The organism is Ruegeria sp. R13_0 (genome assembly GCF_017743995.1).
GTDB lineage: Bacteria > Pseudomonadota > Alphaproteobacteria > Rhodobacterales > Rhodobacteraceae > Ruegeria.
The window spans coordinates 23,982-47,418 of the sequence record NZ_JAGHRB010000012.1 but is presented as its reverse complement, the minus strand read 5'-3'; the positions used below and the strand labels follow the sequence as shown (position 1 = coordinate 47,418).

The window sequence follows — 23,437 nt, the reverse complement described above, 5'->3', positions numbered from 1 at the left end:
GCTTTTTATTGACTCGTCAATCAATCTCGTTTTCGGACGGGTGTTTTCATGCTTTGGGCGCAAAAGCCGATGGTGTCACATCGCGCTTGTTCAGCATGGCTTCGCGCCAGGAAATAAAGCTGACGGCGGTCAGGATCAGCGTACCGCCAGCCACGACCCAGATGTCAACGCTTTCGTGAAACACCAAGGCACCGACAATCGTCGCCCAGATAAGCTGCAAGAAGGTGACCGGCTGCGTCACCGCAACCGGGGCGGCCTGCAGCGCCAATGTCATGAAATAGTGCCCTGCTGTTGCAAAGCTTGCGACCAGAAACAGCACCCCGATGTCCCGCAGAGTAGGCGGCGACCAGACCGCGATTGCAAAGGGGATCAAGGCCAGCGTTACCCAGATCGACAGATGAGCCACCACGACCGAGGGCGGGATATCCCGCACCAGCAGTTTGGCCAGCAGGTAGGACCCACCCAGTGTCAGCGCCGTTCCCAGCATAGCCAGATGCCCGCTGGAGACCTCGCGAAAGCCGGGGCGCAGAATGATCAGCACGCCGATCAGGGCGACCAGAATGGCGGCCAATCGGCGAAAGGCCAGCTTCTCGCCCAGAAACAGGGCCGCCCCCAGCGTGACATAGACCGGGGTCATGTAGTTCATGGCCGTCACCTCGGCCAAAGGAATGCGTGTCATCGCGTAGAACCACAGCATGACCGCCACCCCGTGGATGACCCCTCTTAGCCCGAATAGTGAGAGATCGCGCTTGCTCAACCGTGTTGCCAGGATCGACCGCAGAGCAGGCAACAGAAACACCAACCCAAGAACGTAACGCAAAAACGCGGCCTGAATCGGGTCCATGGTCGAGCCGAGTGATTTCACCAGCGCCGTCATGACTACAAAGGCCAGACCCGCGGCGAACATCCAGAACATTCCTACTACGGGGCGCGAAGGGGCGGAAGCTGTTGTCATGTTCCCGGTTGAACACCGAATTCACCGGCAGAACAACCCTTCACATGACAAGTAACTTCCACGCAATTCCCAGCATCACAATCCCGATCAAAGCGTCCAGCACCTGCCATGCGCGTGGGCGTGCAAAAAACGGCGATAGTATCCTGGCCCCGTAGCCCAGCGTGAAGAAGAAAACAAAGCTTGAGGTCACAGCCCCAATGGCAAAGCTGAACCGGTCCTCATACTGGGCCGAGATCGAGCCGATCAGCACCACGGTATCCAGATAAACATGCGGGTTCAGCCAGGTGAAGGCCAGCACGGTCAGCATCGCGGACCGCTGGCTTGTGCGTTGGCTCTCGCCCAATTCCATCGCCGCGCCACCCTGCCAGGCCGACCACAGGCTGCGCAGCCCGTACCATGTCAGAAACGCGGCGCCGCCAAAGCGCATCACCGTCTCGAACCATGGCGCGGCCTGTGCCAGCGTGCCAAACCCGGCGATCCCGGCGGTAATTAGGATCGCATCGGATACAGCGCAGGTCAGGCAAAGGATAAACACATGCTCGCGCCGCAGACCCTGCCGTAGGATGAACGCATTCTGCGCACCAATGGCCAGAATCAGACTGAAGCTAAGGACAAAGCCAGCGATGAGGGGGGCGGACATGAAACCTCCTGTCGTTTGAGGGTTTGACTAGCGGCTTCGCCTCGGCCTATCAAATTAAAGATACTGAACAGAATTAAGCCTGGCTAATGCTGATAGATCCACATCACCTGAATGCGCTGGCCGCGATTCTGCGGTACGGGAGCTTTGACGCGGCTGCGTCCGAGCTGTCCGTCACCCCCTCGGCAATATCCCAACGGATCAAAGCGTTGGAGGATCGCATCGGCACCAGCCTGATCAATCGCGGCCCTCCCTGCACCGCCACGCCTGCCGGGCTGCGGATTGCCAAACATGCCGAGGATATCGGGCTGCTAGAGTCCCAACTTGCACGCGACCTGACCCTAGAGAGCGGCCCCGGTCCGGCGCGCGTGCGCATCGCCCTTCCGGCCGATGTTCTGGCCGCGTGGTTCATCGATGTGATGACGCAGGTGCCGGACCTGCTGTTCGATCTCGTGATCGACGATCAGGAGCATTCAGCAGACTGGCTGCGCCGGGGCGAGGTCAGCGCCGCGATCACCGTCGGAGGGCAACCAGTCACTGGATGTGATACCCATGCCCTTGGCGCGATGCGGTATCTCGCGACGGCCAGCCCGGAGTTTACCAAGCGCTGGTTCAGTGAGGGATTGACCGCGCGGTCGCTGGCACAAGCGCCCTGCCTTGTATTCAACCGCAAGGACAGCCTTCAGCGGGTCTGGATATCGGCCCAAACCGGGCAGCGACTGTCGCCGCCTTCGCATTTCGTCCCGTCCTCCCACGGGTTTGTCGACGCAGCTGTTGCAGGATTGGGCTGGGGCATGAACCCCGAGCCCCTGGTGCGCGACGCTTTGCAGGACGGCAGACTATGTGAAATCGCGCCCAACGCGCCTTTGGACGTACCGCTCAATTGGCAGGTTGGTCGCGTGTTGGCCTCGGCCCTGACCCCACTGACCAAGGCCGTAAAACACTCGGCGGCGAAAGCCTTGATATAGCCCTCCTGCCCACCCGGTTTGAGCTGGTCGCTCGGTTTTCCGAAGCAACCAAGGACGATATCAGCCGCCCTGCAAATCAGGTGTCGCGGGTTTGGGCAGAACGACCAGATAGCAGGCCGCAGCTGCAACCAGACTGCACAGCACAATGAACGCGACCGCCAAGGACACCTCATGCATATGCGCGACCGCTGCCAAAGCGGCTGACATGGCAACTGCCGTCAGGCGCGCAATGCTCTTGATCGCGGCAGAGGCCTGAATCCGCTGCTCTTTCGGGGCGACGTCAAGAAAGTAGAGCTTGCGCGCGCTGCTGATCCCCGTGACGGCAACCGTTGCGATGAACAGAGCAATTGCGTGCAGATGAACCTCGTGGTCGATGCCCAGATAGTGAAACGCCAAAAGGACGATCCCTGTGATCGCCACCATCAAAGTCCCTGCGACCATGACGGTCCGATGGGATTTCATGTTTAACAGCTGCCACAGCGGGGCCGAGACCAGATAGCCGGACGCCGAAGACACGATCATCGCGGTCAGCCCCTTGGCCGAGCTATGATGCGCCTCGGCCGCAATCAGGGCAAAGAAAGGCACCGACAAGGACACCACGACAAGCGGCATGCGCATGACCAGGTAGCGGCGAAACCAGGCATGTTCGAACATGCTGAAAATGGACTTGATATTGGCTTTCAGAGACAGGCCCAAGTGTTTCGTTTTATTGGCTTCTGAACTGTTGGCTTTGCGGATCTCAAACATCGCAAGGATTGACAGGGCAGACAGTAAAAAGAACGTGGCGGACACCGCGATGACAACCGAATGGCGCGAAAACGGCGGATTGTCCTTGGTCAACTCATGCAACAAAAGCGCCAACCCTATGGCGCCCAGCCCACCGGCCCCCAATTGCAAATACTGCATCATCATTCGCGATTTCGAATGCACATGATCGCCCAGTAGATCGGTTAACATGAGGTTCTGCACCTCATCGATAAGCCCGATCAGGAAAAAGACTGCGATGAAGACAATGGCGATCAGCGGCACGATGCCTGTGGCGGCTACCCCCATGGCGACCAAAAGGCAGGTTCCAATTGCGATTTCGGTCATCGCAATCCCTCGTTTTTTCTCGGGCCGCGCGGCAATCGAACGGGCAAGAAAGAAATCCGCGATCATGCTGCCGACCATGCGTACCGAGACCAACGCCCCGGCGATGAACATCGGCAACTCGAATGAGACCGCCAGAAACGGCAAAACCACCGAGGGGCTGCCTAAGGTCCACGCGACCTGAGACAGAATGCTCTGCCCGGCGAGAACCGGGACATTGCGTTTTGCCAAATCTGACGGGTCGCGCGCCATAAATCACTCTGGCTTCAAAGCCAGCCCTTTTGTTTTCTCGCCCACATTTCAAAGCGTAATCGCTTGAGCCGGATCAGCCAAGCAACACTTCGGAAGCAAAAAAACAAAAGCCCGACCAAACGGGCCGGGCTTTCAGGTACCAGTTTTCGAGTGCAATCAGAGCTGCGCCATGACCTCATCAGTCGCTTCAAAGTTGGTTGTCACGCGCTGAACGTCATCGTCATCTTCCAGCGCATCGACCAGCTTCATCAGCTTCTGCATGTCTTCCAGACCCAGCTCAGTGGTCGTGGTGGGTTTCCAGACCAGCTTGGTGGATTCGGATTCGCCTAACGCCTCTTCTAGCGCATTCGATACGTCGTTCAGGTCGGTATCGGCGCACCAGATGATGTGACCATCTTCCGAACTTTCGACATCCTCGGCCCCTGCCTCGATCGCGGCTTCAAAGATGGTATCCGCATCGCCTGCATCCGCCTGATAAACCACCTCACCCTTGCGGTCGAACATGAACCCGACCGAGCCGGTTTCGCCCAGGTTTCCACCGTTCTTGGAAAAAGTCGAGCGCACGGTCGAGGCCGTTCGGTTGCGGTTATCCGTCATGGTCTCGACGATCACGGCAACACCGTTGGGGCCGTAGCCCTCGTACCGGATTTCTTCGTATTCGTCGCCTTCGCCCGCAACCGATTTCTTGATCGCGCGGTCAATCACGTCCTTGGGGACCGAGTTCGACTTGGCCTCTTTCACCGCCAGACGCAGGCGCGGGTTCTTGTCGGGATCAGGGTCGCCCATCTTGGCGGCAACGGTGATCTCTTTCGACAGTTTGGAAAACAGTTTGGACCGCGCGGCGTCCTGACGTCCCTTGCGGTGCTGGATATTGGCCCATTTGGAGTGGCCTGCCATGGTGCGTCCTCGTCATCATGTTAGCGTATTCGGCGCTCATATAGACGTTTGCGGGGCAAAGGATCAAGAGAGCGGCTTGCGGGACGCCCATCTGAGGGTAAGGTGGCCGCATGACGACCGATCAAATCATTCTGTTTGCGCTTTTCATTACAGTCTTTGGAATGCTCCTTTGGGGACGTTTCCGGTATGACCTTGTGGCTTTCACCGCCCTGATGATCGGGGTCACGCTGGGCGTTGTGCCAGTCGAAAACGCCTTTGCCGGGTTCGGGCACCCCGCAACGATCATCGTCGCCTTGGTGCTGGTGGTCTCAGCTGGGCTGGTCCGATCCGGGGCCGTGTTCCTGATCACGCGCACCCTCGTGGATGCCTCGCGCGGTCTTGGCGCCCATATCGCACTGATGGGCGGGATCGGCGCGGTTCTGTCGGCGTTTATGAACAACGTCGCTGCACTAGCCCTACTGATGCCGGTCGACATACAGACCGCGCGCAAGGCGGGGCGCGCTGTAGGGCTGACGCTCATGCCGCTCAGCTTTGCGACGATACTGGGTGGCATGGCGACCCTGATCGGGACACCGCCCAATATCATCATCGCATCGATCCGAGCCGAGACCTTGGGCGAGCCGTTCAAGATGTTTGACTTCGCGCCCGTTGGCGGGATTGCGGCCATCGCCGGTTTGGCGTTCGTGTCGCTGATTGGCTGGAGGTTGATCCCAAACCGAGGCGCACAGGAGGAAGCTTCTGAATCGCTGGCGGAATACATCGCTGAACTCACCCTCCCCCCCGAGTCGCCCCATATAGGCAAGCGCGTGAGCGAGCTGTACGAGGATGCCGAGAAGTCCGACGTGGCAATCATTGGCCTGATCCGCGACGGCCAACGGCGCTATGGCCGGTCCGCCCACGCCACCCTGAAAGAAGGCGACGCGCTGGTGCTGGAGGCGCAACCCGAAGCGCTGGATGAGTTCCGCGCGGCGCTCAAGCTGGATTTCTCGGACACCCGCCGGCAAGAGGTGCTGACGGCGGACGGCGACGGGCTTGAGGTGATCGAAGTTGTCGCCACCGAGGGCGCACGCATCACCGGCCGTACCGCGCAAGGGCTGGGTCTTGCTTGGCGCCAAAGTACGGTTCTGATGGGTATTTCGCGTCAGGGCCGCCGCATCACCGAACAGGTCCGCAAGACCGAGGTCGAGGCCGGCGACATCCTGCTTCTGCTCTGCCCCCGCGACCGGGGTGCCGACGTGACAGAATGGCTGGGCTGCCTTCCACTGGCGCAGCGGGGCCTGAACGTAACGGCAAACGAAAAAGCGTGGCTCGCCATCGGTCTGTTCGCAACTGCGGTTCTGGCAGCCAGCATTGGGTTGATCTACCTGCCCATCGCGTTGGGTTTTGTTGTCGTGACCTACGTTCTGACCAAGATTATGCCGATCAGTGACATCTATAACCACATCGAATGGCCCGTTGTGGTGCTGCTTGGGTCGATGATCCCACTGGGCAGCGCGTTAGAGACCTCAGGCGGCACCGAATTGATCGCCAATGCCCTGATCCAACTGACAAATGGCCTACCCGCCTGGGCGATCCTCACCGTGCTGATGGTCGTGACGATGACGCTGTCGGACGTACTGAACAACACGGCCACGGCCATTGTCGCCGCCCCCGTCGGCATTCAGATGGCCCGCACGCTCGAGGTCTCTCCCGATCCGTTCCTGATGACAGTGGCGGTTGCGGCCTCGGCCGCGTTCCTCACGCCGATCGGGCACAAAAACAACACACTGGTTCTGGGCCCCGGAGGCTATCGGTTTGGTGACTATTGGCGCATGGGTCTGCCGCTTGAGATCCTGATCATCGCGGTCTCAATCCCCGCGATCCTTGTCTTCTGGCCGCTTTGACAGGTAAAGCCTTCTCATGAAACGCTTTCTGATCCTACAATTGCGCCCCGAAGCTGATGCATCGGATGCCGAATATGCCTCGATCCTCGACAAAACCGGCCTGACGCCCGAGCAAACCCACCGCATCCGGCTGGATTGCGAAGACCTGCCCAAAGGCTTGAATGTCACCGACTACGCGGGTGTCATCGTCGGCGGAGGTCCGGGTTGCGTCAGCGACGATCCAGCAACGAAATCCGAGTTGGACACAAAGATCGAAAACGCGGTCATGGGGCTGATGCCTCAGATCACGGCACAGGATCACCCCTTTATGGGTTGCTGCTATGGGTTAGGCGTTCTGGCCGCGCATCTGGGTGGCGACGTCAGCAAGGCCAAGTTCGGCGAACCGGTTGGCCCCTCGGCATGCCATCTGACAGAGGACGGCGCCGCTGATCCCTTGACTGCGGGCCTTTCGCCCAAGTTCGACGCCTTCGTCGGCCACAAAGAGGCCGTCCAGACCCTGCCTGATGGATGCGTGCATCTTGTCGCCTCAGACCCCTGCCCGTTTCAGATGATCCGTTGGGGGCAGAACGTCTATGCGACTCAGTTCCATCCGGAAGCTGACGCCAAAGACTTTGAGCAGCGCATCAACATCTACAAACACCACGGATATTTCCCGCCCGAGGACGCCCAGCGCCTGATCGATATCTGCAACGCCGCCGACGTCACACAGCCGGGCGAAATCCTGCGCCGGTTTGTAGAACGTTATAGATGACCTAACGACGCGGTTGCCTGACGGTTTCCCCCTCGCTTAGTCTGCATTGAAACGACTTTGGGAGGAGTTGTTCTTGGATTTTCTAATCAATGTCGGCCTGCCTGTTTCGCTGGCCATCATCATGCTGTCGTTGGGTATCGGGCTTGAGATCGCCGATTTTCGACGCGTCCTGACCCGCAAGTACCCGTTTGCAATCGGAGCGCTGTGTCAGGTCGTGCTGCTGCCAATCGCCGCGTTTGCAACCGTCAAACTGCTAGGTCTGCCGCCGGAGATTGCCGTCGGCTTCATGCTGCTCAGTTTTTGCCCGGGTGGTGTAACCAGCAACATCCTGACGAAATTTGCCAAGGGCGATGTGGCGCTTTCGGTCAGCCTGACGGCGGTGATCAGTATCCTGTCGATCCTGACTGTGCCAATCCTGGCCGCCTGGACAATCGCGCATTTCATGGGCGAGGACGCGCCCGAAGTGTCGATCACCGGGCTGGCGATTGCCATGTTCCTGATCACGACCCTGCCCGTCGCCATCGGCATCTCAGTTCGCAGATTTGCAACGGGGTTTGCAAACCGGATCGAGGGCGGGTTGTCCAAACTGGCTGGCGCTCTGTTCCTGCTGATCGTCATCGCCGCCGTGGCTGGGAACTGGCAGCTCTTCATTGAGAACCTTGGCATCATGGGCACCGGGTTGGTGTCTTTGAATATCGCCCTGCTTCTGATCGGTCTGGGTGTCTCGCGCGCCGCGAACCTGTCCTGGGCCGAGTGCAAAAGCATCTCGATTGACACCGGCATCCAGAACTCGACCCTTGGGCTGACCTTGGCGGCGCTGATCACGGGGACCGAGACCGGGTTCAGCACTCTGGCTTTGCCCTCGGCGGTTTATGGCGTCACTATGTATGTCGTTGTGTTCCCCTTCCTCCTTTGGTTTCGCAAACGCTGAAAGGACCTGACATGGCCAATAACACGGCAGATGCGATCGTTGTCGGAGGCGGATTGGCCGGGCTGGCAGCTGCGGCTGAGCTGGGCGACCGGGGCAAGTCGGTGATCGTTGTGGATCAGGAACCCGAGAGCTTCCTGGGAGGGCAAGCGTTCTGGAGCCTCGGCGGCCTGTTCATGGTCGACACGCCCGAGCAGCGCCGGATGGGCATTAAGGACAGCCACGACCTGGCCCTGCGGGATTGGATGGGCAGCGCGCAATTTGATCGCGACGACGATCTGTGGCCCCGGAAATGGGCCGAAGCCTATGTTGAATTCGCCGCAGGGGAAATGCGTCCTTGGCTGCATGACATGGGTCTGCGCTGGTTCCCGGTGGTCGGTTGGGCCGAGCGTGGAGGCTCCTATGCGGACGGGCATGGCAACTCGGTCCCGCGGTTTCACATCACCTGGGGCACCGGCCCAGGCGTGCTGGAGCATTTCATCCGCCGCGTGAAAGAACATGTCAGCGCCGGGCTGATCCAGCTGAAGTTCCGCCATCAGGTCAGCCACATCATCATGCAAAACGGCTGCGCCAAAGGTGTCTCGGGCGAAGTTCTGGCCGAGGATACAGCCCAGCGCGGCGCCAAAACCAACCGCGAAGAGCTGGGCGAGTTCGAATATTACGCCCCTTCGGTCATCGTCACCTCGGGCGGGATCGGCGGGAATTTTGAGATGGTCCGCAAGAACTGGCCCCGCGACCGACTGGGCGAACCTCCGCAAGACATGGTCGCAGGTGTCCCGTTCCACGTCGATGGGCGCATGATCCCGATCAGCGAAAAGGCAGGCGGCCATGTAATCAACGGCGACCGCATGTGGCACTATACGGAAGGCGTGCGAAACTGGGATCCGATCTGGCCCTCGCACGGGATTCGTATCCTGCCCGGTCCAAGCTCGATGTGGTTCGATGCCAAGGGCAACCGCTTGCAACCGCCCTGCTTGCCTGGGTTCGACACGCTAGGGACGCTGCGCGAAATTCTGAAAACAGGACACGAGTACAGCTGGTTCGTTCTAACTCAGAAGATCATCAAAAAGGAATTTGCCCTGTCGGGGTCGGAACAGAACCCCGATTTCACCTCGGGCAGTTGGAAAGAGGTGATCCGCCAACGAATCCTGTCAGGCAGCAAAGCCACGGCCCCCGTTGAGGCGTTCAAGGAAAAGGGCGAGGATTTCATCGTCGCGAACACTCTGACCGAGCTGGTCAGTGGGATGAACCAGTTGGGCGGAGGTCTGATTGATGAGGCCCATCTGAGGGCGCAGATCGAGGCGCGGGATTCCCAGGTCGACAATCCGTTCTCGAAAGACGCTCAGATGATGGCGATTCTGGCGGCGCGCAATTATCGCGGTGACAAGCTGATACGGACGGCCAAGCCGCACAAGTTCCTCGATCCCTCAAACGGCCCGTTGATTGCGGTCAAGCTGCACGTGCTCACCCGTAAGACGCTTGGCGGGCTGCAGACCAATCTGGATAGTCAGATGATCGGAGAGGACGGACAAGTGGTGCCCGGCCTGTTTGCCGCCGGCGAGGTCGCCGGTTTCGGCGGCGGAGGCTATCATGGCTACAACGCGCTTGAAGGCACCTTCCTTGGCGGCTGCATCTTCTCAGGCCGCAACGCAGGGCGATCCCGCGCTGTGGCCTGACGCGTCACTGCTTGCGGACCAGTTTGATGACGGGTTCGCCCGCCTCATCCAATAGGGCCAACGCGTCGCCCTGTATGGCGAAGGTGGTGACGCTCTGCATTGTTTTTAGGAAGGCGCGTTCGATCTCATCCAAAGGTGGCGGGCAAGCCATGAGGGTCGCCGCCATATTGTCGGGAAACTCGATCCGGTTGCCTGAGATCTCGGCCTGACCGGTGAACCGATTGCATCCGCCGGTGCCCGAGAACACGCCGCCTTGGCCAAAGATCAGCTCCGGCCGTCTCTCCGTTTCAATGGGCTCACCGTTTAGCGATGCCGCGATCCAGTCCGAATTCTCCAGCATTGTCGCCCCCTGCGCCTGAACTTGCACGAGCAGCAAATCGACGGAGTTCCCGGCCTCATCTGAAATTACCGGATAGGCCGTGTCCGTAGTGAACAGCAGCTTTTGCCCCTGAGTAATCGTCGCCCTCACGGAGTACCGGTGCCCGTCCTTGATCAGAGCGTCGTCATAGCTCAGCTTGAAGGGCGCGGGAACGGCAGACAGAGCGTAGCGCTGTGCCGCCAGCGTCACGGCTGGCGCATCGGCAAGCGAGACATCCTGAAGCTCAACAAACAGGGTTGCATCGGTCGGAACGGCGATCCTTTCGCGATAGCTGGCCGAGCCTTCGACTGTTCCGGCAAAGCCGGTGCTCGCCATCATCGCGCAGGCGATCGCGGCCACTGCGGTTCCTTTTGCAGGCATGGTCCAATCCTCTTGTCATAAACACATTCATAAAGCTTTGTGTATCGGCCAAGATTTGCAAGAGGCACCGCAAAATGACGGCGGGTCAGTGCCGATCTTACAGAGGCCAGAACAGCGGAATGAGAAGCGATGCCAACAGTCCAACGGTCAGGTTCAGTGGAATACCGACCTTCATGAAATCCGTGAACCGATAGCCGCCGGGACCATATACCATCATGTTGGTCTGATACCCGATCGGCGTCGCGAAAGAAGCCGAAGCCGCGACCATGACAGCAACCACAAGTGGACGCGGGTCCATCCCAACGGCTTGCGCCAGACCAATTGCAATCGGCGTGACAACCACGGCGACCGCGTTGTTTGAAACCAGCTCGGTCAGAACCGAGGTCAGCAGGTACACTGCCCAGATGATCAGGAACGGCGGCAAAACACTCAGCGACGGTGCAATCGCTTCGACAATCAGGGACACTGCGCCCGACGCGTCCAAGGCGGCCCCGATGGCCAGCATGGCAAAGATCAGCGCTAGCAGGCGGCCCTCGACAAACGAAAATGCCTCATCCGCGTCGATGCAGCGCGTCAGAAGAACGGCAGCGACGGCTAGGATGGACAGAAGCAGGATCGGTGCAACACCCAGCGCCGCCAGAACCACGATCCCGATCAGAGAACCAATCGCAATCGGCGCATGGCTTCGACGGAAGGCCCGCGCCGAGGGTTGGGTGACATCGACCATGTCCATATCGGCGGCCAGCTTCTGGATGTCAGCCGGAGACCCTTCGAGCAACAGAGTATCCCCCACCCGCACAACAAGTTCATCGAGCTGCAATCCGATATTCTGGTTCCGCCGATGCACCGCCAACACATAGACACCATAGCGGCGGCGCAGACGCATCGTACCCAGCGCACGCCCCACCATACGACAACCCGGAGTGATCAGAACCTCGACCGTTTTGGTTTCAACTGCCGAGACCTGATCGACTCGCTTGAGCTCCTTGTTGCTCTGCAGGCTCAAAAGCTCGGTCATTTCGGTGCGCAGAACCACCCGGTCGCCGACATTCAACGTCACCCCTTTGAGGTTGCGCCGCAACGAGTCATCGCCGCGCAGTACGTCGATCAGGCGCACACCGGGGCGCTTGAACAGCTGCACGCCGGTGACCTCACGCCCGATCAGGTTACTTTCCGGAGGAATGACGGCCTCGGTAAAGAACTTCATTTTGGACCGGTCGCTCAGCATCGAGGCCATGCTGTCCCGGTCCGGCAACAGGCGCGGCGCGATGAAGCGCAGGTAGACCATGCCATAGATCACCAGCACGATCCCCAGCGGCGTGACTTCGAAAATCGTAAACGCCTGCATGCCCTGCGCCCGGGCCACACCGTCCACCAACAGGTTGGTCGAGGTCCCGATCAGGGTCAGCGTACCGCCCAGAATGGCGGCATAGCTGAGCGGGATCAGTAGCTTCGAGGCAGGCACATTCAGCGTGCGGGCGATCTGAACAAAGACCGGAATCATTACAACAACCACCGGCGTATTCGACACCACCGCGGACGCCACCACCACAAACCCCATCAGCAAGGCAATCGCTATGCGCGGGTTTACTTGCGCCTGCTTCTGGGCCGTTGAGGTGAACGCATCCAGCGCTCCGGTCCGCACCAAGGCCCCCATGATAATGAACATCGCGGCAATCGTCCAAGGCGCGGGGTTGGACAGCACGGCCAGCGCGCTTTGATAGGGCAGAATGCCCGTCACCAGCATCAGTGCGACGCCGCCAATGGCCACGACCTCGGTCGGGTAGACCTCGCGCAGGAACATGACGAACATGCCCGCGACAACCAAAAGCGCCAGTATCGCGCTGCCCGTGTCTGTCAATGAGAGGAATTGCATTCGTGGTTTTCAGTCCGAACCTTAGGCCCAAGCGCCTGACATCCAGTTTCCCGCATTGCGCGGGTCAGGGCAAGCATTTACGGCCCGGCCTGCTCCAGCCGACCGCCCACGCGGACCATGCGCACTGATTTTGCGCTGCCATCCTGATCATTGGTCTCGACGAACACTCCGCTGAGGGTTGCCTCACCGTTGGCCGGAGAAAAGCGCGCCTTGGGCATACCGGTGATGAACCGACGCATCGGTTCGACCTTGTCCATACCAATGACCGAGTCATAGTCACCGCACATCCCCGCATCCGTCAGATAAGCGGTGCCGCCGGGCAGGATCTGCGAATCCGCCGTCGGTACGTGCGTGTGCGTGCCCACCACAAGGCTGGCGCGCTTGTCGCAATAGTGGCCCATCGCCATTTTCTCAGAGGTCGCCTCACAATGCATATCGACGATGATGGCGTTGGCCTGCCCGCCGCGTGGGTGGGACTTCAGGATCGGCTCGACCGCCGAGAACGGATCATCAAAGGGCCGCTTCATGAAAACCTGGCCCAGAACCTGAACCACCAGAACCTTGCGCCCTCCGGGTGCGTTGAACAGGCGATGACCCCGCCCCGGTGCGCCTTTGGCAAAGTTCACCGGGCGCACGATGCGCGACTCTTTCTCGATGTGTTGCAGCATGTCTTTCTGGTCGAAAGCATGATCGCCCAGCGTCACGCAATCCGCGCCCGCATCAAGCAGCAGTTTGGCATGATCCCCCGACAGCCCCATCCCGTTCGAGGCGTTTTCGCCATTGACCACAACAAAATCCAACCGCCATTCGTCGCGCAGACGCGGCAGATGCTGTTGGATGGCCGTGCGTCCCGCGCGGCCCATGACGTCACCCAGAAAAAGTATCCTCATCCCAACGGTCGTAAGTCTGGTCAACGCGAAGCACAAGTGGTTATGCTGCCGTAATAAACCGTCAAAGCCCTTTAGAGCGGAGAAACTTTATGTCGCGTATCCTATTGTCTGTCCTTGGCCTCACTGCGCTTGCCGCTTGCGATCAAGCGGCCACGAGCGATTCCAACACGCAGATTGCCAACCCTGCGGCCACATTCTGCGTGGAAAGCGGTGGCAAGTATGAAATCCGCGACGGTGCCGACGGGCAAACCGGCGTTTGCATATTGGCTAGTGGCCGCGAGGTAGACGCTTGGGAATACTTCCGCGAAAACCACTCGATCTAACAAGGCAGCCTTAGAACGTCAGAACACGGCTTTCCGTGACAACCATATCCAGTGGCTGATCGGTGGACTCCAACGGCAGCCCTTCGGCCTCTTGCCCATCGAAGGCAAAGCCGATCGCCAGGGTTGGGCGTTTGGCGCGTAGCCCTTCCAAGGTGCGGTCGTAGAACCCGCCACCGTAGCCAAGGCGGCCGCCCTTGGCGTCAAAAGCCACCAACGGGACAATCAGGATTTCGGGGTCGAAGTAGTCATCGATCTCGGGCACTTTCGCCCCGAACGGTCCGTCCTTCAAAGCGCCCTCAGGCGTCCAACGCGAGAATTTCAGCGGCTGCCCCGCGGCCTGAATCACCGGCACACCAACGGGACCGTAGGCTGTGGCCTCAGCCATTGCAGGCAGCGGGTCGATCTCTGTCCGGATTGGCATATAGCCTGACATGGGCACGCCCCGGTGACCTGCCAGTATCTCGGACAAACGGCCCGCAGAGCCCGGCACAGAGGCATCAAACGCCGCTTTGCGACGGGCAAACGCAGCCTTGCGCGCCATCGCTTTGATTTCAGTCAGATCGGTCACAGAAGCACCACGCTGGCAAGTCCCAAGAAGATGAAGAAGCCCATGACATCCGTTGTGGTTGTCACAAACGTCCCCGATGCCAGCGCCGGGTCAATGCCCATTCGGTCCAGCAAGACCGGTACTACCGTACCTGCAAAGCCCGCGATGATCATGTTCACGACCAAAGCTGACCCAATCACGACCCCAAGCAGAGGCGAATCGAACCAGAGCATTCCAACCGTGCCCAGAACGATCGCAAAGCACAGGCCGTTCAGCATGCCGACCAACAGCTCTCGCCGGATCACGCGCATGACGTTCGAGGCGGTCAGGTCGCGCGTGGCCAAGGCCCGCACCGCAACCGTCAGTGATTGTGTCCCCGCATTGCCCCCCATCGAGGCGACAATCGGCATCAGGATCGCAAGCGCCACCAGCTGATCAATCGCGGCCTCGAATTGCGAAATCACCAGTGACGCACAGATCGCCGTACACAGGTTCACCGCAAGCCACGGCAAACGCCGACGGCTGGTCGCGGCGACACTGTCCGAGATCGAGCTTTCGTCGCTCACACCCGCCAGACGCAGAATGTCTTCCTCGTGTTCTTCGTCCAGAACCACCATGGCGTCATCGATGGTGATAACACCGACCAGACGGCCATCGGCATCGACAACGGGGGCCGAGATCAGGTGGTACTGGTTGAAAGCATAGGCCACATCCTCTTCGTCCTGATCGACGGGGATGATGTGGAATTCCTCTTCCGCCAGGTCCCTCAGCGGCACCTCGCGCCGCGCGGCCATCAGTTTGCCCAAGGTGATCTGCGCAACCGGTTTCAGGCGCGGATCAACCAGCACGACGTGATAGAACTGTTCCGGTAGATCATCATTGGCGCGCATGAAATCAATGGCCTGCCCCACCGTCCAATGCTCGGGCGCCATGACGACCTCGCGCTGCATCAAACGACCAGCCGAGTTTTCGGGGTATGAGAGCGCCTGCTCTGCCGCGACCCGCTCGGAATCCTCGAGCGCGTCCAGAATCGTCTCCTGTTGTGGCTCTTCCAGATCCTCTAACAAGTCGACGACATCGTCGCTTTCCATGTCCCGTACGGCTTCGGCCAGAACATCAGGCTTTAGAACTCCTATGACCTCTTCCCGGACGGCCTCATCCAGTTCCGACAGGATGTCGCCATCGAACTCTTTGTCATAGAGACGGATCAGGCGGGCACGGTCGTAGGGATTGATCTGTTCCAGAAGGTCGGCGATGTCGGCTGCGTGCAGCGGTTCCATCAACGCGACCAGCTTGTCGCGATCATCCACGTCAACGGCAAACAGGATCGCCGCAACGGTGCGGCGGTCCAGCGCATAGACATTTTCGTCAGCAGCCTCGGTTACGGGATCATCAATGCCTGTGGTCATGTGCTGCTCCCGTTCTTTGTCACGCCATTGGCCCCTAATTAGAAGAAGCAGCTACCGGAAAACAATGACAATGCGCCGATTTACCCTCATCTTTCGCACGCATATGCTGATGAACGGGCTCAAACAGCTAAGGAACAAGGCGAATGGCGCAAAAGACGCTTTTGAAAGGGCGCGTTCTGAGTTTTGACGGCTCCCCTTTTGAGGGAGAGCCAACGGACTGCACCAAACTCGACGAAGCGGTCGTGATCGAGGATGGGCGCGTCCAGGCCGTCGGTGCGCTGAATCGCTTGCGTGCCGCGCATCCGGATGCCGAGGTTACGGACTACGGATCTCACTTGATCATGGCCGGGTTTGTCGACCCGCATGTGCATTTCCCGCAGACCGCCATGATCGCGAGTTGGGGCAAGCGGCTGATCGACTGGCTGAACACCTATACCTTCCCCGAAGAGATGAAGTTCGGCGATATCGATTACGCCACCGAAATCGCCAACCGGTACCTCGATCTAACAGCCGCGCATGGAACGACGACCATGTGCAGTTTCTGCACGATTCACCCTGAAAGCGTCGATGCCTTTTTCTCGGTCGCCCAACAGCGCGGGCAACGGGTTGTTGCAGGCAAGACCTGCATGGACCGCAACGCGCCAGAAGGGCTGCAGGATACAGCGCAAACGGCCTATGATCAGTCTCAGGCCCTGTTGGAGAAATGGCACCACGTGGATCGTCTGTCCTATGCGATCACGCCGCGGTTCTCGCCCACCTCGACACCCGAACAGCTTGAGGCTTTGGGCGCGCTCTGGGCAGAGCATCCGCATTGCCTGATGCAAACCCATCTGAGCGAGCAAACCGATGAGATCGAATGGGTCCGGTCCCTGTTCCCGGATGCGCGCGACTATCTGGATACCTATGAGAAGTTCGGCTTGCTGGGACAGAATGGTCTCTATGGTCACGTCATCCATTTGGAAGATCGCGAGCGGGATCGGCTGCGCGAGGTGGACGCTGGTTTGGTGCATTGCCCGACCTCGAACACCTTTATCGGGTCGGGTCTGTTCGATATGAACGGGCTGATCCGGGACGGCCACCGCGTTGGACTGGCCACCGATACTGGTGGCGGATCCAGCTTTTCGATGCTGCGCACCATGGCCGCAGCTTATGAGATCGGCCAGCTGCGTGGCCGCCCCCTGCACCCGGCGCAATTGCTCTGGCTGGGTACAGTCGGGTCGGCGCGAACACTGCGGATGGACGACAGCATTGGGAATGTCGTCCCGGGGATGGAGGCCGATCTGGTGGTGATCGACCTCGCCTCGACCCCGGCTATCGCCCAGCGCGAGGTACATGCCGATGATATGTGGGAGGCCGTGTTCCCCACCATCATGATGGGAGACGACCGCGCTATTGCCGATGTCTGGATCGGAGGGGTGCGGGTCGCCAATTGAATGTGCCTTCGGCGGGGATATTATTAGCCAGATGAAGGGCGGATCCCGCTATTCGGCAAGCGCGCGAGCCAGACGGTTTTGGGTCTCGATGACGCGCGGGAGGTCAATCGTCGTGATCTGACCGCCGCGCACGATCTGGCGGCCTTCGGCGAACAGATGTTTGACCTGCATTGGTCCCGCCAGAAGGAGGGCCGCCGGGTCCCAGCTGCCCGCGCTTTCGAGGCTTGTGCGGGTATCCCAGACAGCAATATCGGCCCGTTTACCTGGCATCAGCCGCCCGCAATCAGGACGTCCTAGCACGTCGGCTCCTCCCCGTGTCGCGATCTCAAGCGCTTCGCGGGCGGACATTGCGTCTGCGCCATTCACCACGCGCTGCAGCAACATAGCTTGCCGCGCCTCGAGCATCAGGTTTCCGTTGTCATTGCTGGCCGAGCCGTCCGCGCCCAGTCCTACTTTTACGCCCTGATCCCGCATTGTCCTTACTGGCGCGATGCCGGACCCGAGGCGGCAGTTCGAGCAGGGGCAATGGGCCACTCCGGTTCCCGTTCTTGCGAACAGGTCGATCTCGACCCCATCCAGTTTGACGCAATGGGCATGCCAGACATCTGCGCCGGTCCAGCCCAGCTCTTCGGCGTATTGGCCGGGACGACAGCCGAATTGGGCTTTGGAATAGGCGATATCTTCGTCATTCTCGGCCAGATGGGTATGCAGCATCACCCCCTTGTCACGTGCCAGCAGTACTGCGTCTCGCATCAAGTCGCGGCTGACGGAAAAGGGCGAGCAGGGCGCCAAGCCTACACGGCACATAGACCCTTCCGAAGGATCGTGAAACGCATCCACCACGCGGATCATGTCGTTGAGAATATCCTGTTCACGCTCGACAAGACTGTCGGGCGGCAAGCCTCCGTCGCTTTCACCGATACTCATCGCCCCGCGCGTGGGGTGAAAGCGCATCCCCAATTCCGAGGCGGCGGCAATCGTGTCCTCGAGCCGTGCTCCGTTCGGGTAGAGGTACAGGTGATCGGAACTGAGTGTGCAGCCCGACAAGGCAAGTTCGGCCAGACCGATCTGCGCCGAAGTGAACATCTCATCCGGTCCGAACCGCGCCCAGATCGGGTAGAGCGTCTGCAGCCAGCCGAACAGCAACGCATCCTGCCCGCCGGGAACCGCCCGTGTCAGCGTTTGGTAGAGGTGGTGATGCGTATTCACCAACCCGGGTGTGATGACGCAGCCCGAGGCATCGTGGACCTCTCCATTTGTTGTCAGACCCTGGCCGATTTCGGCGATCTGGCCGCCCCGGATCAGGATATCCGCGCCGTGCAACTCTTGGCGATCATCATCCATTGTCAGGATGGTGTCGGCGTTTTTGATCAGTATTTCGGGCATTTAACGCTCCTGCTTCTGCCCGTCTCAAGCAAGGAGTGCATTAGCCAGCGGAAAACGGGCGCAAGAACCGGCTCAGTCCAGTTTACTCACGCGCGACCATTGCGGCAATGACATTCAATAGTTACGCAGGATTTCCAACGCCGCGGCGTGAATTTCAGCGTTGGCGGCTGCCAATGCCCTTCCGCCATTGTGGGCCGGGCCACCCTGCCAATTGGTGACAATACCGCCTGCGGCCTCGATCACTGCAATCGGTGCCTGAATGTCATAGGCGTTCAACCCGGCCTCGATCACCAGATCTGCCTGACCGGCAGAAAGCAGGGCGTAGGCATAGCAGTCCATGCCATAGCGGGTGAGCTGAACTTGCCCAGCGACGGCTTGAAAACCCGCACGATCCTCGGGTGTGCCGACCTCAGGGAATGTCGTGAACAGGGTTGCCTGCTCCAACGCCTGTGTGCCACGCGTTTTTAACGGAGTTGTGCCCAAAGGCCCAGTCAGTTGAGCTATGCCCGCACCGCCCACAAACCGTTCACCGATGTAAGGCTGATCCACCACGCCCATGATTGGGCCGTCCTGCGTTGACAGAGCGATGAGAACGCCCCAGGTCGGTGTACCGCTGACGAACCCTCGGGTGCCGTCGATCGGATCAAGCACCCAGATCCGGCCCGAAGACCCCTCAACCTGACCGAACTCTTCACCCAGAATGCCATCTTCTGGCCGACGCTGCGCCAGAACCGCCCGCATGGCTTGTTCCGCTGCACGATCAGCCACAGTTACGGGGTCATACCCGCCAGCCAGCTTGTTGTCGGTTTCGAGGTCAGTTTGTCTGAAATACGGAAGAATGGCTGCGCGCGCGGCGTCAGCCATTTCTTCGGCAACTTCAAGGTCGGTCAGGTCGGTCTGGCTCATGCAGCACTGGTGCTGCGAACAAAGTCCAGTGTCAAGCCGTGGTGATCAGGCAACGTCGCTGAGAACGCGTGCCAGTTCAAACAGGCGGCGACGCTGGTTTTCCGGAATCGCGTAGTAAGAGCGCACCAGATCCAAGGCTTCCTTGTCACCCATCAGGTCAGCAGGAAGCGCGTTTTTGTCGGATTTCTCCTTCTGGCCGTCTTCAAGACCCTCAAAGAAAAAACTGACCGGTACGTCCAGCGCGTCGGCAATGTCCCATAGGCGGGAGGCACTGATTCGGTTCGCGCCGGTTTCATATTTCTGGATTTGCTGAAACTTGATACCAACTTGCTGCGCCAATTGCTGTTGGGTCATGCCAATCAGCCAGCGGCGATGCCGGACACGCTTGCCCACATGGACATCCACGTGATGAGTCATTGGTATTCTCCTCTACTACACACACTTCTGTCGCGGGATTTCGCGCTGTTCACATAAACAGAAGTTAGAAGAGCCCCCTTAAGCTTCCCCTAACCAGACATGTGCGATCCCCCGATACAGCACTGCCGCCCAATATTGCCGCTTTTGACTTTTTTTTCAAGTTGGTTGAATTGGAAACTCTGTACATTGGTTTATGGTTGTGCATGTCTGAAGTTTTGGCGGCTTGGTCAAGCCAAACTGTCTTTGTTAGCGCGCACAATCAACTGAATGCATTGACAATTTCACTGATACCGCGACCTATTCCCTGAAAACCGAGATGAACCACCATGCTTGCATATCGCATAGAATCCAAAGGCGCCGACGCGCGAATTGTCGAAGTGCCCACGCCGACACCTGCCGAGGGACAGGTCAGAATCGCCATCAAAGCATGTGGCCTGAACTTTGCCGATTTACTGATGCAGAAGGGCACATACCAGGATACACCTAATCCTCCGTTCACTTTAGGCATGGAAATCGCCGGCGTTATTGACGAACTGGGGCCAGAAGTCTCTGGCTTGAAGGTTGGTGACCGCGTCGCCGTGTACTCGGGCCAGGACGGGTTGGCCGAGTACGGCGTGTTCGACGCGGATCGGGCCATCCCCATCCCGGAAGAGACCCGTTTTGAAGAGGCCGCCGCCATTCAGATCGCCTACGGGACCAGTCACCTTGCCCTGGACCATCGCGCCCGGTTGCAGCCGGGTGAGACCCTTCTCGTGACCGGAGCAGCCGGTGGCGTCGGGCTAACCGCGGTGGAGATCGGCAAACTGATGGGCGCGACCGTGATCGCGCAGGCGCGCGGTGCGGATAAGCTAGCGGTTGCACAGGCCGCCGGGGCAGATCACCTGATCGACGCCTCCGAAGACCTGCGCGCCCGCGTCAAAGAGTTGGGAGGCGCTGATGTGGTCTATGACGCGATTGGCGGCGACGTGTTCAAAGCCGCCTTCCGCGCCACCAACCCCGAAGGTCGTCTGCTGCCCATCGGCTTCGCCGGTGGCGATGTCCCTCAAATCCCGGCCAATCACCTGCTGGTCAAGAACCTGACGGTGATCGGCTTCTATATCGGCGGTTATTTGAGGTTCCGCCCTGACATCGTGCGCAACAGTTTTCAAACCTTGTTCCAATGGCATACCGAAGGGAAGATTACCCCTCATATCAGCCATACCCTGCCGTTGAACCAAGTCGAACACGGCCTGCGCCTGCTGAAGGAGCGCAAATCCACCGGCAAGATCGTGATTACGCCCTAGCCCACCACGGCCCGCAAAGGCGTGCTGCCCAGCATGCGGAAATTCTGGCGCACCAGTTGCGCCAACGCTTCGATGACTGCATCGCGCCCCGGCTCTCCTCCGTAGAGGTTGATCATATGCGCAGGCAGCTCGGGCAACGCTCCTCCTGAGTCGATCTTTTCAAGATGCGCGGCCTCGGTGCCGTCCAGCATCGCGTGAATCGCCAGATCAGCACTGACGGTCGCTTCGATGGTGCGGTCATTCTCGGTTTCGACCGAAAGCTCCCACGGGATACCTGCGGCATCCAGCGCCGCGATAACCTGTGGGCGGAACATACAGCGCCGCCCCAGCGCAATCGGCAACGGATTCTTGCGCCAGGCGGACCCACCCGGTGCCCCGATCCAGCGCAGGGGCAACTCGGCAATGGTCTCAGAGCCGTCGGATGACGAGGGTTCGGTCGTCAGGATCAGGTCACATTCCCCGCGCTTGAACATATCCTTAAGCTGCAGCGAATAGGACGAGATCAACTGCACGCGCACACGTGGGAAATCGGCGTTGAACCGCTGAAGAACACGCGGGATCGCAGGGTAGACAATGTCATGAGGGACACCCAGAACCACCTCACCCTCAAAGGCCTGATCCGTGAGTTTCGAGACTACCTCATCGTTCAAAGCGATCATCCGACGGGCATAGGCCAGCAACTGCTCGCCCGAGGCGGTCAGTGCGATGGTCCGCCCGCTGCGATCCAGAAGCTCTAGATCCAAAAGCTCTTCCAGGCGTTTCAACTGCATGGAGACCGCCGATTGCGTCAGATGCAGAAACCCCGCCGCCCGCGTAACGCCGCCTTGATCGGCCACAGCCACAAAGGATCGCAATGTGGTGATGTCCAGATTTCTCATGTTCACGAATCCTTATGCATCCAATCAAAAATATTCGTTTTTAAAATGTGCCCCATCCCGCCATATAAATCAAGGAAGTTGATGAGACTAATTTAAACCATCTGAAAAACGAAAGGATAGACCATGAACTCGATCGCACTGAACCGCCCCTGCCCCCAACACAAACAATCCCTGTCTGCGCGGATACGGTCCGTCCTGTCCGTACGACGTCAACGCCAACAACTGGCTCGGCTGGATGCCCGCGCCCTGAACGACATCGGCATCACCCGTGCCGAGGCCGACGCCGAGGCCCGCCGCCCCATCTGGGATGCCCCGCAGTTCTGGAAAAGCTGTCTTTAATACTCATGTTTTTTCAGCGATAGGCGATCTGCGGCAGCAGGTCGCCGTTTTTGTTGCGTATTTTAGGCGGAAATACTGCAGAAACTCTTGAAACACAGCCTGCAGTTGCCGATATTCAGCAGGAAAGTGGCCAATACTCATGGGCCGCACGCAGATACGTTTAGGGAGACCTTTGTAAATGGCACAATTCGATACGATTCGGACGGCCGCAGGCGCACGCGCCGCCGAGATTGATGAGGGCCTTCGCGCCCATATGAACAAAGTCTACGGCACGATGTCCGTGGGCATGTTCATCACCTTCCTCGCAGCCTGGGCGATCTCGGGTCTGTCGATCACCACCGATCCGTCGGCAGCCGTGGCGCAACTGAACGCGAACACTTACCTGACCGCGCTAGGTCATTCGATCTATGTCTCGCCGCTGAAATGGGTGATCATGTTCGCACCCCTGGCCTTTGTGTTCGGCTTCAGCGCCATGATCAACCGCATGTCGGCTGCGGCTGCACAGCTGGTGTTCTACTCGTTCGCCGCCGTGATGGGCCTGTCGATCAGCTGGATTTTCATCGCCTTCACCGGTCAGTCGATCATTCAGGTCTTCCTGATCACCTCGATCGCCTTCGCGGGACTGTCGCTTTACGGCTACACGACCAAGAAAGACCTTTCGGGCATGGGCACCTTCCTGATCATGGGCGTTATCGGCCTGATCGTCGCGATGGTGGTCAACATCTTCCTGGCCTCGTCGGCAATGGCCTTCGCGATCTCGGTCATCGGCGTTCTGATCTTCGCCGGCCTGACCGCCTATGACACGCAGCAGATCAAGAACACCTATCTGCAGATGGCACATGCCGGTGATCAGGAATGGCTGGGCAAAGCCGCCATCATGGGCGCGCTGAGCCTGTACCTGGACTTCATCAACATGTTCATGTTCCTGCTGCAACTGCTGGGGAACCGAGAGTAAACCTCTCCCCCACTGCAGAA

General features: G+C 59.4%; 23 protein-coding genes. 10 read left to right on the top strand and 13 right to left on the bottom strand.

Annotation, left to right across the window (positions count from 1 at the left end):
• Window positions 1-46: 46 nt before the first annotated feature.
• Together J7394_RS16320 and J7394_RS16315 are read right to left on the bottom strand one after the other, a co-directional pair.
• Entirely contained in the window at window positions 47-916 is an 870-nt protein-coding gene (locus tag J7394_RS16320) for a DMT family transporter (RefSeq protein ID WP_371812059.1), read from the bottom strand.
• A 79-nt stretch (window positions 917-995) separates the two neighbouring features.
• Window positions 996-1,595 carry a LysE/ArgO family amino acid transporter gene (locus J7394_RS16315; RefSeq protein ID WP_209254503.1) on the bottom strand — a complete coding sequence of 200 codons (600 nt, stop codon included), beginning with the start codon at window positions 1,593-1,595 and terminating at the stop codon, window positions 996-998.
• A gap of 86 nt (window positions 1,596-1,681) precedes the next feature.
• Here J7394_RS16315 and J7394_RS16310 point away from each other — a divergent pair, with 86 nt between their 5' ends.
• Window positions 1,682-2,560, top strand: coding sequence for an ArgP/LysG family DNA-binding transcriptional regulator (locus J7394_RS16310; RefSeq protein WP_209254501.1), 879 nt, complete (start codon window positions 1,682-1,684; stop codon window positions 2,558-2,560).
• 60 nt (window positions 2,561-2,620) lie between these two features.
• Here the strand turns inward: J7394_RS16310 and J7394_RS16305 are convergent, their stop codons facing one another.
• Together J7394_RS16305 and J7394_RS16300 are read right to left on the bottom strand one after the other, a co-directional pair.
• Window positions 2,621-3,901: an MFS transporter gene (locus tag J7394_RS16305; RefSeq protein WP_209254500.1), complete on the bottom strand. Its 1,281-nt coding sequence runs from the start codon at window positions 3,899-3,901 to the stop codon at window positions 2,621-2,623.
• A 156-nt stretch (window positions 3,902-4,057) separates the two neighbouring features.
• Window positions 4,058-4,798 (bottom strand): YebC/PmpR family DNA-binding transcriptional regulator, encoded by a 741-nt coding sequence (locus J7394_RS16300; RefSeq protein ID WP_170352472.1) that lies wholly within the window; start codon window positions 4,796-4,798, stop codon window positions 4,058-4,060.
• Between the two features lie 110 nt (window positions 4,799-4,908).
• Between J7394_RS16300 and J7394_RS16295 the strand changes: the two genes are divergently transcribed.
• The 4 genes from J7394_RS16295 (at window position 4,909) to J7394_RS16280 (ending at window position 10,036) form a co-directional block, all read left to right on the top strand.
• Complete coding sequence (locus J7394_RS16295) at window positions 4,909-6,681, top strand: SLC13 family permease (RefSeq protein ID WP_209254498.1); 1,773 nt, start codon at window positions 4,909-4,911, stop codon at window positions 6,679-6,681.
• A 16-nt stretch (window positions 6,682-6,697) separates the two neighbouring features.
• Window positions 6,698-7,432 (top strand): glutamine amidotransferase, encoded by a 735-nt coding sequence (locus tag J7394_RS16290; RefSeq protein ID WP_209254496.1) that lies wholly within the window; start codon window positions 6,698-6,700, stop codon window positions 7,430-7,432.
• Between the two features lie 73 nt (window positions 7,433-7,505).
• Window positions 7,506-8,363 carry a bile acid:sodium symporter family protein gene (locus tag J7394_RS16285; RefSeq protein ID WP_209254494.1) on the top strand — a complete coding sequence of 286 codons (858 nt, stop codon included), beginning with the start codon at window positions 7,506-7,508 and terminating at the stop codon, window positions 8,361-8,363.
• An 11-nt stretch (window positions 8,364-8,374) separates the two neighbouring features.
• A complete protein-coding gene (locus tag J7394_RS16280; protein WP_209254492.1) occupies window positions 8,375-10,036 on the top strand; it encodes an FAD-binding dehydrogenase in 1,662 nt (553 codons plus the stop codon).
• A 4-nt stretch (window positions 10,037-10,040) separates the two neighbouring features.
• On the opposite strand, the gene J7394_RS16275 is transcribed toward J7394_RS16280, so the two are convergent.
• The 3 genes from J7394_RS16275 to J7394_RS16265 all read right to left on the bottom strand — a co-directional run bounded on the left by J7394_RS16275 (window position 10,041) and on the right by J7394_RS16265 (window position 13,541).
• On the bottom strand, window positions 10,041-10,775 hold the full coding sequence (locus J7394_RS16275; protein ID WP_209254490.1) for a YbaY family lipoprotein: 735 nt from the start codon (window positions 10,773-10,775) through the stop codon (window positions 10,041-10,043).
• 97 nt (window positions 10,776-10,872) lie between these two features.
• Window positions 10,873-12,651, bottom strand: a complete 1,779-nt coding sequence (locus tag J7394_RS16270; RefSeq protein ID WP_209254488.1) for an SLC13 family permease — start codon at window positions 12,649-12,651, stop codon at window positions 10,873-10,875.
• 77 nt (window positions 12,652-12,728) lie between these two features.
• Window positions 12,729-13,541 carry a TIGR00282 family metallophosphoesterase gene (locus tag J7394_RS16265; RefSeq protein WP_170377991.1) on the bottom strand — a complete coding sequence of 271 codons (813 nt, stop codon included), beginning with the start codon at window positions 13,539-13,541 and terminating at the stop codon, window positions 12,729-12,731.
• Between the two features lie 89 nt (window positions 13,542-13,630).
• Between J7394_RS16265 and J7394_RS16260 the strand changes: the two genes are divergently transcribed.
• Window positions 13,631-13,864 carry a DUF333 domain-containing protein gene (locus tag J7394_RS16260; RefSeq protein ID WP_209254487.1) on the top strand — a complete coding sequence of 78 codons (234 nt, stop codon included), beginning with the start codon at window positions 13,631-13,633 and terminating at the stop codon, window positions 13,862-13,864.
• Between the two features lie 10 nt (window positions 13,865-13,874).
• On the opposite strand, the gene J7394_RS16255 is transcribed toward J7394_RS16260, so the two are convergent.
• Window positions 13,875-14,432: a 5-formyltetrahydrofolate cyclo-ligase gene (locus J7394_RS16255; protein ID WP_209254486.1), complete on the bottom strand. Its 558-nt coding sequence runs from the start codon at window positions 14,430-14,432 to the stop codon at window positions 13,875-13,877.
• A complete protein-coding gene (gene mgtE / locus J7394_RS16250) occupies window positions 14,429-15,820 on the bottom strand; it encodes a magnesium transporter (protein ID WP_209254483.1) in 1,392 nt (463 codons plus the stop codon). The genes J7394_RS16255 and mgtE overlap by 4 nt, the downstream gene beginning before the upstream one ends.
• Window positions 15,821-15,963: 143 nt before the next feature.
• Here mgtE and guaD point away from each other — a divergent pair, with 143 nt between their 5' ends.
• Window positions 15,964-17,253 (top strand): guanine deaminase, encoded by a 1,290-nt coding sequence (gene guaD, locus J7394_RS16245; protein ID WP_209254481.1) that lies wholly within the window; start codon window positions 15,964-15,966, stop codon window positions 17,251-17,253.
• Between the two features lie 48 nt (window positions 17,254-17,301).
• Here guaD and J7394_RS16240 read toward each other — a convergent pair whose 3' ends face one another.
• The 3 genes from J7394_RS16240 to J7394_RS16230 form a co-directional block, all read right to left on the bottom strand.
• Window positions 17,302-18,639, bottom strand: coding sequence for an 8-oxoguanine deaminase (locus tag J7394_RS16240; protein WP_209254479.1), 1,338 nt, complete (start codon window positions 18,637-18,639; stop codon window positions 17,302-17,304).
• A 114-nt stretch (window positions 18,640-18,753) separates the two neighbouring features.
• Window positions 18,754-19,545, bottom strand: a complete 792-nt coding sequence (hisN, locus tag J7394_RS16235; RefSeq protein ID WP_209254477.1) for a histidinol-phosphatase — start codon at window positions 19,543-19,545, stop codon at window positions 18,754-18,756.
• A gap of 45 nt (window positions 19,546-19,590) precedes the next feature.
• Window positions 19,591-19,962: a helix-turn-helix domain-containing protein gene (locus tag J7394_RS16230; protein ID WP_170471837.1), complete on the bottom strand. Its 372-nt coding sequence runs from the start codon at window positions 19,960-19,962 to the stop codon at window positions 19,591-19,593.
• 326 nt (window positions 19,963-20,288) lie between these two features.
• Between J7394_RS16230 and J7394_RS16225 the strand changes: the two genes are divergently transcribed.
• Window positions 20,289-21,245 carry an NADPH:quinone oxidoreductase family protein gene (locus J7394_RS16225; protein WP_209254476.1) on the top strand — a complete coding sequence of 319 codons (957 nt, stop codon included), beginning with the start codon at window positions 20,289-20,291 and terminating at the stop codon, window positions 21,243-21,245.
• On the opposite strand, the gene J7394_RS16220 is transcribed toward J7394_RS16225, so the two are convergent.
• The gene (locus tag J7394_RS16220; RefSeq protein WP_209254475.1) at window positions 21,242-22,123 is read right to left on the bottom strand and encodes a LysR family transcriptional regulator; all 882 of its coding nucleotides are present in this window, start codon (window positions 22,121-22,123) and stop codon (window positions 21,242-21,244) included. The two genes, J7394_RS16225 and J7394_RS16220, sit on opposite strands and share 4 nt — an antisense overlap.
• A gap of 123 nt (window positions 22,124-22,246) precedes the next feature.
• Here J7394_RS16220 and J7394_RS16215 point away from each other — a divergent pair, with 123 nt between their 5' ends.
• Window positions 22,247-22,462 carry a DUF1127 domain-containing protein gene (locus J7394_RS16215; protein WP_170639372.1) on the top strand — a complete coding sequence of 72 codons (216 nt, stop codon included), beginning with the start codon at window positions 22,247-22,249 and terminating at the stop codon, window positions 22,460-22,462.
• Between the two features lie 178 nt (window positions 22,463-22,640).
• Entirely contained in the window at window positions 22,641-23,417 is a 777-nt protein-coding gene (locus J7394_RS16210) for a Bax inhibitor-1/YccA family protein (protein WP_170377970.1), read from the top strand.
• Window positions 23,418-23,437 lie beyond the last annotated feature (20 nt).